Source organism: Kineosporia rhizophila (assembly GCF_021277265.1).
Lineage (GTDB): Bacteria > Actinomycetota > Actinomycetes > Actinomycetales > Kineosporiaceae > Kineosporia > Kineosporia rhizophila.
Window position 1 is genome coordinate 23,595 of the sequence record NZ_JAJSOH010000010.1, and the last position, 12,735, is coordinate 36,329.

General features: G+C 71.4%; 11 protein-coding genes. 1 reads left to right on the forward strand and 10 read right to left on the reverse strand.

From position 1 onward, the window contains the following. Positions 1–11: 11 nt before the first annotated feature. Together LWF15_RS16265 and LWF15_RS16270 are read right to left on the reverse strand one after the other, a co-directional pair. Positions 12–1,022, reverse strand: coding sequence for a uroporphyrinogen decarboxylase/cobalamine-independent methonine synthase family protein (locus tag LWF15_RS16265; RefSeq protein WP_269810314.1), 1,011 nt, complete (start codon positions 1,020–1,022; stop codon positions 12–14). A gap of 178 nt (positions 1,023–1,200) precedes the next feature. After that, positions 1,201–1,959 (reverse strand): hypothetical protein, encoded by a 759-nt coding sequence (locus tag LWF15_RS16270; RefSeq protein WP_232811669.1) that lies wholly within the window; start codon positions 1,957–1,959, stop codon positions 1,201–1,203. A 181-nt stretch (positions 1,960–2,140) separates the two neighbouring features. On the opposite strand from LWF15_RS16270, the gene LWF15_RS16275 reads away from it, so the two are divergent. After that, entirely contained in the window at positions 2,141–2,947 is an 807-nt protein-coding gene (locus LWF15_RS16275; RefSeq protein ID WP_232811670.1) for a VOC family protein, read from the forward strand. A 21-nt stretch (positions 2,948–2,968) separates the two neighbouring features. Here the strand turns inward: LWF15_RS16275 and LWF15_RS16280 are convergent, their stop codons facing one another. The 8 genes from LWF15_RS16280 to LWF15_RS16315 all read right to left on the reverse strand — a co-directional run bounded on the left by LWF15_RS16280 (position 2,969) and on the right by LWF15_RS16315 (position 12,618). Next, on the reverse strand, positions 2,969–4,114 hold the full coding sequence (locus tag LWF15_RS16280) for a sensor histidine kinase (protein ID WP_232811671.1): 1,146 nt from the start codon (positions 4,112–4,114) through the stop codon (positions 2,969–2,971). A 26-nt stretch (positions 4,115–4,140) separates the two neighbouring features. Beyond that, positions 4,141–5,244, reverse strand: coding sequence for a tRNA 2-thiouridine(34) synthase MnmA (gene mnmA / locus LWF15_RS16285; RefSeq protein WP_232811672.1), 1,104 nt, complete (start codon positions 5,242–5,244; stop codon positions 4,141–4,143). Next, the gene (locus tag LWF15_RS16290) at positions 5,241–6,512 is read right to left on the reverse strand and encodes a cysteine desulfurase family protein (RefSeq protein ID WP_232811673.1); all 1,272 of its coding nucleotides are present in this window, start codon (positions 6,510–6,512) and stop codon (positions 5,241–5,243) included. The genes mnmA and LWF15_RS16290 overlap by 4 nt, the downstream gene beginning before the upstream one ends. A gap of 77 nt (positions 6,513–6,589) precedes the next feature. After that, positions 6,590–7,552: an electron transfer flavoprotein subunit alpha/FixB family protein gene (locus LWF15_RS16295; RefSeq protein WP_232811674.1), complete on the reverse strand. Its 963-nt coding sequence runs from the start codon at positions 7,550–7,552 to the stop codon at positions 6,590–6,592. 29 nt (positions 7,553–7,581) lie between these two features. Continuing rightward, a complete protein-coding gene (locus tag LWF15_RS16300) occupies positions 7,582–8,361 on the reverse strand; it encodes an electron transfer flavoprotein subunit beta/FixA family protein (protein ID WP_232811675.1) in 780 nt (259 codons plus the stop codon). 197 nt (positions 8,362–8,558) lie between these two features. Beyond that, positions 8,559–9,758 carry a hypothetical protein gene (locus tag LWF15_RS16305; protein ID WP_232811676.1) on the reverse strand — a complete coding sequence of 400 codons (1,200 nt, stop codon included), beginning with the start codon at positions 9,756–9,758 and terminating at the stop codon, positions 8,559–8,561. Positions 9,759–9,829: 71 nt separating this feature from the next. Beyond that, positions 9,830–11,233, reverse strand: coding sequence for a class I SAM-dependent methyltransferase (locus LWF15_RS16310; RefSeq protein ID WP_232811677.1), 1,404 nt, complete (start codon positions 11,231–11,233; stop codon positions 9,830–9,832). Between the two features lie 605 nt (positions 11,234–11,838). Continuing rightward, complete coding sequence (locus LWF15_RS16315; RefSeq protein ID WP_232811678.1) at positions 11,839–12,618, reverse strand: enoyl-CoA hydratase/isomerase family protein; 780 nt, start codon at positions 12,616–12,618, stop codon at positions 11,839–11,841. Between the last annotated feature and the right edge of the window lie 117 nt (positions 12,619–12,735).

Below are 12,735 nucleotides of genomic sequence, written 5' to 3' on the forward strand. Positions count from 1 at the left end.
GTTCCTGCCCCTCATGCGTCGTAGGCCCGGTCGGCCAGGATCCGCGCCGCCTCGCGGGCGATCTTCAGGGCAGCACGGGCCTGCGCCGGCGAAGACCCGGCGAGGCCACAGGTCGGGGTGACGACCACGTCGGCTGCGCTCTTCGGAGCCAGGCCGAGCTTGCGCCAGGGCGTCCAGATCGCGTCGGCAACCGCCTGGGGACGGGTGTCGGCAGCGGTCGGAACGGCCCCGGCCCACAGGGCGGTGCCGTTCTCGGTGGCCTCGGCCATCTGCTCCCAGCGCTGCGTTCCGAGCTGCGAGATGTCCAGGGAGAGCGCATCGGCACCGGTGCGCAGGAGCACGTCGACCGGTGGCTTGGAGGCACAACTGTGGACGACGGTGCGCACCGCCCCTGCGGAACGCGCGGCTTCCAACACGGTCTGCAGACCTTCCACGACGATCGGCTCATCGATCGCCCGCAGCCGGCCGAAGCCGCTGGCGGTGGGCAGGGCGCCGGCCAGCACCGCCTGCACGCCCGGCTCGTCGACCTGCAGGATCAGCTGGGCGCCGGGCACCAGCCGGGCCACCTCCTCGAGGTGCTGGCGGACCCCCTCGGCCAGGGAGGCGACCAGGTCGCGGCAGGCGCCGGGATCGACCACCACCCGCTCCAGACGAGCCAGCCAGAGGCTCGCGGCCAGCGTCCACGGGCCGGTGACCTGCAGCTTGAGCGGCCCCTGGTAGCCCTCGGCGATCTCGGCGAGCACGTCCAGGTCCTGACGCAGCCAGGCCCGGATGCGGTTGTGGTCGCGGCCGGGGTGGTCGACCAGGCGCCAGCCGGAGGGCTGCAGGTCGACGGGCAGGTCGACGAGAAGCCCGGCCCCACGGCCGATCATGTCCGCCCCGGGCCCGCGGGCGGGCAGCTCCGGCAGGTAGGGCACCGCAGGCGGTTCGCCGAGCTCGCCGAAGGTGGTGCGCATGGTGTCGACGACGTCGGTGCCGGGCCAGGAGCCGATGCCGGTGGCCGCGGCCGGCCCGATCTTCAGCTCGTTCTCCGGCGCGGCGGGCCCGTCAAGAGGGAGGTCACCGGGCAGATGCAGGAAAGAGGACGACGACACGCCCCGAGCCTACGGTGCGCCCGTGCACAGCGTCACCGAGCTCCACCGGCACCCGAGCCGCCGCTGCCCCCGGAGGCGCGGCACCCGTCCGTTGTTGGAGATGCTCTTAGCGCCCGAGGCACTCCTGCCCGGCTAACACAGCCAGGTCCCCCGTAGCCGCACCGAACTCCCCGCCGGCCACCTCGTCCTTGGTTCGATAGGCGACCGGTGGGCCGGACGAACCCCACACCACGCTGACGACCGTGGCAATGCGCCCGGCCACTGGCCCAGTGAGCATCCGGACCCGTGTGCCGGGTGCGTGGCCGTCGTCGGCAATCGTGAGCAAAGCGTCGAGAATCTGCCTTACCCCCGCTACTGGCGCCCCTTCCAGCCCCAGCCCCAGTAAGGCCCAAAGTCGTTCCGGCGGTTCATCGAGCAGCAGCCTGATGTCGCGGTCGACCTCGGCCAGCAGCAGATCGATCACCGACTCCTCGCCCAGCTCAGCCGCCTCCGCCAGATCTTGCGGGGTAGGCACGAGTTCCGGTGCGCGCTGCATGACTGCTTGATAGAGCGCACTCAGAAGCGCCTGCCGGCCATCCCCGGCGTACAGCTGCAACCCGGCGGCAGCCTGGAGCGGAGGGAATCGCCTCACCAGATGCTCCGCCCGGCCGTCCGGCAATTGGGAAGCCAACTCGGTGTCGCTCAGCCGTTCGGCGAACCGGCGCCGCTCGCGTTGCTCCACGAAGGCCTGACGCCCGGGGTCAGCGCCACGCGGATACACCGTGCGTCCTTCGGAGGCCGGCGTCTCCCCCACCTGGCTCACCCCGGAGCGTTTGGCCCGCCGACGGGCTCGTACACGCTCATCGTCGGTGTCCTGATCATCCATGGCATACCTCCGATCCGGCTCCCACCGTACGACAGGCTCCCCCGCGAGCCTGGAGCCTTACGGAGGTCCGCAGTACCGTGAGCCAGCGATTACTATCCGCATGCTTCGGCCGGACGCCGGCAGGAACGCGGCGGGCTTCACGGGGGCGTCCGCAGTGGCGCCAGGCATTCTGGAGGCGCACGTGGGAATTCGTACCGAACGCTGGCGCGCGGGCACACCGTGCTGGACCGAGCTCACGGTGGAGGACGTGGAGGAGGCGAAGGCCTTCTACGGACCGCTGCTGGGGTGGTCGTTCGAGCGTTCCCCGTCCGACCACTCGCTCGTGCTGGCCACGGTGGACGGGGTGGAGGCGGCCGGGATCACCGAGATCCACGAGGACATCCTGCGCAGCCCCAGCGAGGAGACCGGACGGCCGACCGGCTGGCTGACCTACTTCGCCACCGACAACCTGAACGCCACCGTCGAGGCCGTGCAGGCGAACGATGGACAGGTTCTCCTGCCGCCCCGAGCCTCGGGCACGCGCGGGCACCGGGCCGTGGTCTGCGACCCGACCGGCGCCCCCTTCGGCCTCTGGCAGGCCGGGGACTCGATCGGCGCGGCCCACGTCCAGGACTCGGGCTCGTTCGTCTGGGACGACCTACGCACACCGGATCCGACCGTAGCCCGGGAGTTCTACGTCAAGCTTTTCGGCTTCCGCAACGAAGCGCTCCCCCCGGAGATGGAACCGGACGACAGCTACCAGACCTTCTCGCACCCAGACGAGGAATGGCCGCTGGGCGGCATGGGCCCGATGATGGGCGACACCGAATCCGCCCCCTACTGGCTCAACTACTTTCAGATCCGCGACATCACCGCGGCGCTGGACTTCGTCGAGTCCACGGGCGGGCAGATCACCCAGCGCGACTTCGAGAGCCCCTTCGGCCGGATGGCCTCGATCCGCGACACCCAGGGCAGCCGGTTCTGGCTCATGCAGCCACCGGCTGAGTGAGTCAGGGCGGGTGTTGGAGGCTCAGACAGTCAGCTTGCGTGGCAACCGGGCTCGGACCACGAAGCTTCCGTCCGGTTCCGGTCCAGCCGTCAGCTCACCCCCGAAGGCCGTCACCCGGTCACGCATCCCGTTGATACCCCTGCCGGATCGGGCCCAGGGACGGCGTGGGGCGGCCTTGGCCGAAGAAGCAGCAGTGACGATGTCGACCTGCACGGCGTCGGAGGTCTGGGCGAGGGTGACGGAAATCGGGCAGCCGGGGGCGTGTTTCAGCGCGTTGGTCAGAGCTTCCTGAACTACGCGGTGCAGGGCGAGGGTCAGGCCGGTCGGCAAGGGGTCGGTGTCGCCCTGGTGGGTGAACTCGATGGTCTGGCCGGCGGAACGGGCTCGCTCGATCAGGGTTTCCAGGGGTTCGTGGGCCGGGGTGCGGTCGGCCTCCTCTCCCGGCGGTGTGCCCGGATCGTGCAGGACGTCGAGCAGTTCACGCAGGTCGGTCATCGCCGAGCGGCCGGTGCGGCTGATCGTGGCCAGGCCGTCGCGCACGCCGTCAGGCCGGTCGGGCAGGAGGAAGGGCAGGGCCTCGGACTGCACCACCATGGCCGTGACGTGATGGGTCACCACGTCGTGCAGTTCGCGGGCGATCCGGGCCCGTTCGGCCGCCACCGCTTCTCTCTCCAGCGCGACGCGGCGCTCGGCCTCGGCCCGGGCGCGCGCCCGCAGGCCCTCGCCGACCACCCAGAACAGTGACAGGGCCACGAAGAAGGTGAGCGAGTCGACCGGGCGCTCGGCGTAGGGGGTGTGCTGCATGGCCACGGCGACGACCACGTAGCCCGCGACGGCCGCAGCCGCCACCAGGGCCCGGCGTCGGGCCAGGTGGGCACCGGCACTGTAGAGCGCCACGTACAGACTGAGCCCGGCCGACGTGGGCTGATAGCCGAGCAACTGGTAGATGCCGACCGCCGGACCGACCAGGGCCAGGCACAGGCCGGGCCGGCGGTGCCGCAGCGCGAGCGGCAGGCACTGGGCCAGGATCAGGAAGAACGAGAGCGGGTCGGCGTCCTGGTCACGCAGGTCCTGGTTGCCCAGCGCCACCCCGAACGTGCCGTTGCCGGGCACCAGCGAGGCCACGGTCAGGACCACGGCCAGCAGCACGTCCCGCGAGCGGCGCACCCGGGTCAAGGTTCGGAGCAGTCGGTTCAGCTGGTGGCGCTGATGGTGGACGATCCGATCACCTGAGTGCCCCGGTACAGCACCAGCGTCTGCCCGGTGGCCACCCCCGCGATCGGCTCGATGAGCTCCACGTCGACGGTTGCGGGCAGCGTCTGCACCGGCCCGGCCTCCGGCCCTCCGGCCTTCACCAGACGGGCGGGCACGGCCCGGCCGTGAGCCCGCACCTGCACGATCAGCTCGGCCCCGGGCTCGGGCACTGGGGCGCACCAGGTGGCCTCGGCGCCGGTGATCGTGCTGACCTTCAGCTCTTCGACCGACCCCACGACCACGGTGTTGGACACCGGCTCGATCGAGAGCACGTAACGCGGCCGGCCGTCGGCCGCGGGCCGCCCGAGGGCCAGGCCCTTGCGCTGGCCGACGGTGAAACCGTAGGCGCCGGAGTGCTCGCCGAGCGTTTCGCCGTTGCTGTCCACGATCCGGCCCGGCTGCTCACCGAGGTGCTTGGCCAGGAACCCCTGGGTGTCGCCGTCGGAGATGAAGCAGATGTCGTGGCTGTCGGGCTTCTTGGCCACCCGCAGCCCACGCTCGGCCGCCTCGCGGCGCACGTCTTCCTTCAGGGTGTCGCCCAGCGGGAACATCGAGCGGGCCAGCTGATCGGGCTCCAGCACGGCGAGCACGTACGACTGGTCCTTGCCGGCGTCGACCGCGCGGTGCAGCTCGCGCCCGTCCGGGCCGTCGACGAGCTGGGCGTAGTGCCCGGTGCTGACCGCGTCGAACCCGAGGGCGACGGCCTTGTCGAGCAGCGCGGCGAACTTGATCTTCTGGTTGCAGCGCACGCACGGGTTCGGCGTTCGGCCGGCCCGGTATTCGGCGACGAAGTCCTCGATCACGTCCTGCTGGAACCGCTCGGCCAGATCCCAGATGTAGAACGGGATCCCGAGCACGTCGGCGACCCGGCGGGCGTCCCCCGAGTCCTCGATGGTGCAGCAGCCGCGGGCCCCGGCGCGCAGCGTCTCGGGGTTACGGGCCAGCGCCAGGTGCACGCCGACCACCTCGTGCCCGGCGTCGACCGCGCGGGCCGCGGCCACGGCCGAGTCGACCCCACCGCTCATCGCCGCCAGAACTCTCATCGCCCTACCTCTTCGGCCTGCTTACGCTTGGAAACTCCGGGCGCGGAACTGAGCCCCGCGCCCCGGGCCCGCTCGACCACCGGGCCGATGGCCTGGGCCAGCGCGGTGACGTCGGACGCCGTGGAGGTGTGCCCCAGGGTGAACCGGAGCGCGCCCCGGGCCGTGGTCTCGGGTACGCCCATGGCCAGCAACACGTGACTGGGCTGCGGTACTCCCGCCTGACAGGCCGAACCGGTGGAACATTCCACCCCGCGGGCGTCCAGCAGGTAGAGCAGCGAGTCGCCCTCGCAGCCGGGGAACGTGAAGTGCGCGTTGCCCGGCAGCCTCGAAAGACCCGGAACTGAGGACGGGGGTGCGAGCGTCGGTCCCAGACCGGCCAGTTCGCGCGGGACGGCTCCACTGAGGACGGCATCCGGGACGGCTTCCCAGACGGCCCGGACCAGATCGTTGCGCAACGCCGCGATCCGCTCCCCCTCGGCCTCCTGTCCCTGCACCGCCAGGCTGGTGGCCACGGCGAAGGCACGCAGGGCAGCCACGTCGAGAGTGCCGGAGCGAATGCCCCTCTCCTGCCCGCCGCCGTGCAGACCGGGCACCACGTCCAGCCCCCGGCGGGCCAGCAGCGCGCCGGAGGAGACCGGCCCGCCCAGCTTGTGCCCGCTGACGCTCAGGCAGTCGACCCCGCTGGCGGTGAAGTCGACCGGCAGGTGGCCCACCGCCTGGATCGCGTCGGTGTGCACCGGAATGCCGTGACGGTGGGCCAGTTCCGCGATCTCGGCGATCGGCTGCACCGTGCCGACCTCGTTGTTCGCCCACATCACGGTGACCAGCGCGACCGAGTCGTGACAATCGTCCAAAAGCTCTTTCAGGCCGTCCAGGTCGACGCGGCCGGCGCGGTCGACCGGCATCCAGCGCACGTCCGCCTGCTCGTGGGTGTGCAGCCACTCGACCGGATCGAGCACCGCGTGGTGCTCGATCGGGGAGGCCACGACGGTGCGGCGCCGCGGGTCGGCGGCCCGGCGGGCCCAGTACAGCCCCTTGACCGCCAGATTGTCGGACTCGGTGCCCCCGGCGGTGAAGACCACCTCGCTGGGGCCGGCCCCGAGCGCGACGCCGAGCTGCTCACGCGCCTCCTCCACCACGCGACGCGCGCGGCGGCCGGAGGAGTGCAGGGAGGAGGCGTTGCCGGTGTGGGTCATCTCCTCGGCCATCGCGGCCACCGCTTCGGGCAGCATCGGCGTGGTCGCCGCGTGGTCGAGGTAGGAAGTCACGGGTTCGAGTGTAGGCATGGTGCGGACACCCTGAGGCGGGGGCGGCCGCAGCCACCCCCGCCACTGTGCGCCGGGTCTCAGCCCTTGCGCTTGAGCACCTCTTCGGTGGCCTGCGGCAGCACCTTGAACAGGTCGCCGACCACGCCGAAGTCGACCAGCTCGAAGATCGGCGCCTCCGGGTCCTTGTTCACCGCGACGATCGTCTTGGAGGTCTGCATACCGGCCCGGTGCTGGATCGCGCCGGAGATCCCGCTGGCCACGTAGAGCGTGGGCGAGACCTGCTTACCGGTCTGGCCGACCTGGCTGCTGTGCGGGTACCAGCCCGCGTCGACCGCGGCCCGGGAGGCGCCGACGGCCCCGCCGAGCGCGTCGGCGAAGCTCTCGACCGGGGTGAAGTCACCGTCGGTGCCGCGCCCGCCGGAGACCACGATCGCGGCCTCGGTGAGCTCGGGACGGCCGCCCTTCTCCTTCGTCCGGCGCTCGACCACCCGGGCGGTCCTGGCCCCGTCGGAGACGGTGACGGGCACGCTGACCACGGCGGGGGTTACCCCGGCGACGGTCTGCGGCTCGGCCGAGTTCGGCTTGACCGTGATCACCGGCACACCCTTGGTGATGGTGGCGGTGACCGCGAAGGCGGCCGCGAACACCGACTGGGTGGTGACCGGCCCGGCCTCACCGGCCTGCACGTCGACCGCGTCGGTGATCAGGCCGGAGTCGAGCTTGACGGCCAGCCGACCGGCGATCTCCTTGTTCTCGCCCGAGCTGGCCAGCAGCACGGCGGCCGGGGTGCCGACCTGGGCCACGACGGCAGCCAGGGCCTCGGCCTTGGGCGCGACCAGGTAGTCCTCGATGCCCTCGCCCTCGACCTGGTAGACGGTCTGCGCGCCGTACTCGGCGAGCGTGGCGGCGGCGTTGTCGTACCCCTGGCCGATGAAGACGGCGGCGGGCTCGCCCAGGCGGGCGGCGATGGTGAGCAGTTCGGTGGTGGTCTTGCGGACGGCGCCGTCGACGTGGTCGACGAGCACGAGTACCTGCGACATCTGCGGTTTCCTTTCTGCGGCGAGGGGGGTCAGACCAGCTTGGCGCCGGCGAGGAACTCGACGAGCTTGGTGCCGCCGTCGCCCTCGTCGGTGACGACCTGGCCGGCGGTGCGGGGCGGGCGCGCGGTGACGTCGGCGACCGACGTCCAGGCCGCGGACAGGCCCACCTCGTCGGCGGACAGCCCCAGGTCGGCCAGCGACCAGGTCTGCACCGGCTTCTTCTTGGCCGCCATGATCCCCTTGAACGACGGGAAACGCGGGTCGTTGATCTGGTCGGTGACGCTGACCACGGCGGGCAGCGAGGCCTCGACGATCTCGGTGTTCGCGTCGTTGTCGCGGCGGATCGTGGCCTTGCCGTCGGCCACGGTGAGCTCGCTGGCCAGCGTGACCTGGGGCAGGCCGAGCCGCTCGGCGAGCATCGCCGGGACCACGCCCATCGAGCCGTCGGTGGAGGCCAGGCCGGTCAGGACCAGGTCGAACTCGAGCTTGCCGAGGGCCGCGGCGAGGATCTTGGACGTGGCCAGGGCGTCGGAGCCGTGGATCGCGTCGTCCAGCACGTGCACGCCCTCGTGCGCGCCCATCTGCAGGGCCTTGCGCACGGCGTCACTGGCGTCGTCGGGACCGACGGTGAGCGCGATCACCTTGCCGTCGGTGGCCTCGGCCAGCTTCAGGGCCTCCTCCACCGGGTACTCGTCGAGCTCGGAGAGCAGACCGTCGACGCCGGTGCGGTCGGTCGTGTTGTCGTCCGGCGAGAAGGTCCGGTCGGCCTGGGCGTCCGGTACGTACTTCACACAGACCACGATGTTCATGAGCGCCTCTCGAGTCTTCGCGTGCTTGCGGGGAATCTGCCAGAAGGTGGCTTACTGACCATCCGCTTACCAGGGTTCCAGTTTCTCATCCGGGTTCGGCGGAGCCACTCCTGGGCCGCTGGGTGCACACGCTACTCACGACCGACGGGCTCTTTGACCACCGGCCCGTGAATTAACTCACAAGGACATGTCTTTATTCAGGCCGGAAGGGCCAGTCCGAGGCTCACGCCCATGCCCGGAGTGGGCCGTTCCTCGTTCCCGTCCGAGGCCACGACCGTGCTCGGCGGGCTGGAGGGCACCGGCAGCGTGATCGCCCGGGCGAGGAGGTCCAGGAAGGTCAGGCTGGTGGCCCGGCAGATCATCAGCCGAGCGTTCAGGCCGGCCACCGGCGCGGGCAGCAACTCGTGCAGGTGGTGCTGCAGGTAGAAGTGCCGCCCTTCGCCGATCCAGCCCCCCGAGCCGTAGCACCGGCAGGTCAGGTCGTAGGTCGCCATGGCCTCGGCCTCACGGGCCCGCTTTTCCATCCGGCGGTCCGAGCGCCGGGCGTGCGCTTTGACCCGCTGCCCGAGCATGGCGATGCCACCCCCACCAGCGCCGGCCGCTGCAGCCTTCCAGTCGGCCCGGTAAGCCGGGGCCAGCGTGGCCTCCCCCACTCCGGCCATCGCCAGCGAGCGCGCTGCCGCTGCGAATCCGCAGCGTTGCAGCACATGCACGGTGAGCGCGGCCGGATCCTCGTCCGGCAGGGCGATCCGCTGTGCCTGCCCCGTGAGATCCAGGGCCTGGCGGTAGTTCCCCTGACGCGCGTCGTCGGCCGCGGCAATGGTCAGCATGCGCAGGTCCCGGCAGCCACCCTCCCGGGCGGAACGGGCCAGCGGCGCGGCGGTCAGGAGATCCCCCACCGACACCGCGGCCAACGCGACGATCCAGTCCAGCCCCGCGGAAGGCTGCGCCCTCTGGGCAGCCTCCTGCACTGCAGCCAGATCGCCCGTGCCGGCCAGGAGTTCGGCTACCCGGGAAAGCAGTTCCAGCCAGGGGCTGCCCTCCTTCTTCAGGGGGGTCACCGTCCGACGTGTGCGCTCAGACTTGGCCTCGCGCAGCTCCTGCAGCAGTTCCAGCGCCTTCGGGTGAATCCCGGCCAGCACTGCCAGTTCTGCCTGACGCACGATGTCCACCCGCTCCAGCGTCGGGTGGACGTCCAGCGCCTCCGCGTACAGCCCCGCCGCCGCCAAGGCATCACTCCACTGCCGCAACACCTCCGGCGGAGGGCCGTCCGCCCGGAGCACACTGGGCGGGATCACCCCTGGCCGCACCGGCATCACCAGGGTGCGTCCGTGCTCCCTGGGTAGTTCGGCGGGCTGCTGGTCCGTCCTGGGTTCCTCGGCAGGGTGCTGGCTCACGGCTGTTCTGTCGGCAGGCCACCCCACCCAGTTGAGCCACCCTGCGCCTTTGACCCAGGACGTACCGCTTGTCAGCGAATGCCGGTAATCCCCACGGTCGGGAACGCCGACGGAGGAAGCACCTGCGACAGCTTCCGGTCGACCATGGACAGGCGCTGCCGGGAGCGCACGACCACCGGAGCAGGCTCCGCGCCGGGGTAGGGCAGAACCGTGGCCAGCAGCTCCTCGGGCTTCACCTTCACCTCGCGGGCCCCCGCCTCCGCGGCGAGCGCCTGCAGCTGGTCAGGTACGGGCACCGGGGCATCTGGCGCACCGGTCAGGGCACGAAGCCGCTCCGGCAGCCGGGTGCGCGCCTTCCCCGCCCGAGACATGCCCACACGCCCGACGCTCCCCTGCGCCCGGGCGAACCCCGGCGACGCCCAGTCCTTCGCGCGAGTCGACTCCCCCGTGATCACGAACCGCCCGCCGGGCTTCAGCACCCGCAGCATCTCGGTCAGCGTGCTCGCCGGATCCATCCGCCGGTGTAGCAGCGCATGCGCCACCACCAGATCGAACTTGCCGTCGGGGAAGGGAAGCAGCTCCGGGTCGGCCAGCTCGTCCCCCTGGATCCGCAGCCCGTACTGCTCGGAACGACGCCGGGCAGCAACCAGGGCCGACGTGGCGAGGTCGCTGATCCACAGCCGCCCCACCACACCGGACTGCAGAAGCCCCAACGAGAAGCCGAAAGTAGCCCCCGCACCGATTTCCAGCGCGTTGGCGTAGGGCAGCTTCTCCTTACGGAGCACCCGCGCCCCCACCATCATCGCGAACCTGTCCCTCGCGTACCCCGCCCCCTGCGAGCCTTTCGCTCCGGGGAGGGTGGCCGCCGCGGAAACCGCCGGGGGTGTCTTCTTTTTGGGGACGTCGGTGGCCTCCGTGGATGTGTCAGTCACCACGGGCGTTTCGGTCACCTCAGCAACCCCGGCCGACTTCGCCGCACCGCTTGTCGCGGGCGCCTCGCCGACCCCCACCGCGCCGCTCGACCCGACCGCGTTGCTGGTCCCGGCCGAACTCCCGGCGTCGCTCGACCCAGTCACCGTGGACTTGTCGCCCAGCGCAGCCGAACCACTCACGCTCTCCGAGACGGCCGTTTCCGCTCCTTCAGTGCCCGCGCCGCTCTTGGGGCGCGCCGCCGAGTCGCTGGCCGGCTCCTCCTCCGCCACCACCTCGGCGGCGGGAGCCGGCTCAGCATCACCGGCCGCAGAAGGCGTGTCGGCCGGCCCAGAAACGGTTGTGGGAGAGGCGGACTCTTCTGATACCTCGTTCACCTCGACGGGCCGACCAGGCTTCGGCGCTGTCGGATTCGGCGCTGTGGGCTCTTCCGCCTCGAACTTTCCGGCCTGCGGTCGGCCTGCACCCGCCGCATCAGCTTCGCCAGCAGCCTCTTTCGTCGCCGCATCTTCCCGGGCCTGCACCTCGTCGACCTGCGCCAGCACCTGGTCCGGCACCTCAGGGGCAGGCGCGACCGGAGCGGCAGGAGTCTCGGCGAGCAGGTCGGCGACATCGGCCGCAGCGGGTGTGGTCACCGGTTCTGCCGCAACAGATCCGGAAGCCGTGAGCGGGACAGACTCAGAAGCACCCGTAGGAGCAGACTCAGAAGCACCCGTCGGAGCAGACTTGGAAGCACCGGTCGGAGCAGGTTCCGCAGCACCCGCCGGAGCAGCATCCGGAACCTTCCCAGCAGCAGCCGCCCCCGCCGAGGAGCTCAGACCCGCAACATCGGCCGGGGTCACCGACGCACTGGCCGACTTACGCGGGGTGGTCTTGCGGGCCGGCGCCCGCTTGGACGTGGGCTTGCGGGGCGACGACTGCGGGGTGGCCTCACCGGCCGCCTTCCGGGCAGCTCCCCGGCCGGCCTGCGCCTTACGCACCGGAGCCTTGCCCGGACGGCCCGCCGATCCACCGTTCCTGCTACCAGTGCCACCCGTGCCACCAGCGCTGCCGGCGCCAGGGGTTCCGGCAGCACCAGGACCCTCCGAGCCGGTGGGGCGGTTCACCCCCGCGCCGTCGGAGCTGCTGCCGGTCGCCTTCTCGTTGCTCATCAACGTCCTTCGAATTCTGCCTTGCCCGGGCCGTTCTCCAGGAACGAGGTGATGCCCAGTGTGCGGTCCTCGGTCGCGAACAGGCCTGCGAAGAGCGCCTGTTCGATCTTCTGACCGGTGGCCAGGTCGGTCTCCAGCCCCCGGTCGACGGCTTCTTTGGCGGCGCGCAGGGCAAGGCCCGCGGCGCCCACGTACTTCGACATCCGGCTGCGGGCGGCCTGGTACACCTGCCCGGCCGGGACCACCTCGTCCACCAGCCCGAGGGCCAGGGCCTCGGCCGCGTCCACGAAACGCCCGGTGAAGATCAGGTCCTTCGCCCGGGAGGGGCCGATCAGCCGGGGCAGGCGCTGAGTTCCGCCCGCCCCCGGGACCAGGCCCAGCAGCACCTCGGGCTGACCGAGCTGCACGTCCTCCGCCGCCACCCGGAAGTCGCAGGCCAGGGCGAGTTCACAGCCGCCCCCGAGCGCGTAGCCGGTGACCGCGGCGACCGTGGGCTTCGGGATCGCCGCGACCTGGTCGAAGGCGTGCTGCAGACGCCCCGCGTGCACCAGGGCCTCGGCGTAGGTCATCTGCTGCATCTCTTTGATGTCGGCACCTGCGGCGAAACCCTTCTCCCCGCCGTACACCACGACTGCGGCCACATCGGCCCGCCGGGACGCCTCCTCCGCCGCCACGCGGATGCCCTCGAGCATCTGCCCGTTCAGCGCGTTCATCTTCGGCCGGTCCAGGCGGATGGTCGCGATCGACTCCTCGACCTCCAGGCGCACGAACTCCGTCACGTCGCCACTCCCCCTCACCCACCGCCGGCCGACCCGGAATGCCCGGAAAACACCGACTCTATCCGCCCGGCCCGGGCGAGGCAGCACCGCAGGACGCCTCGCCCGGATCCCGGCAGC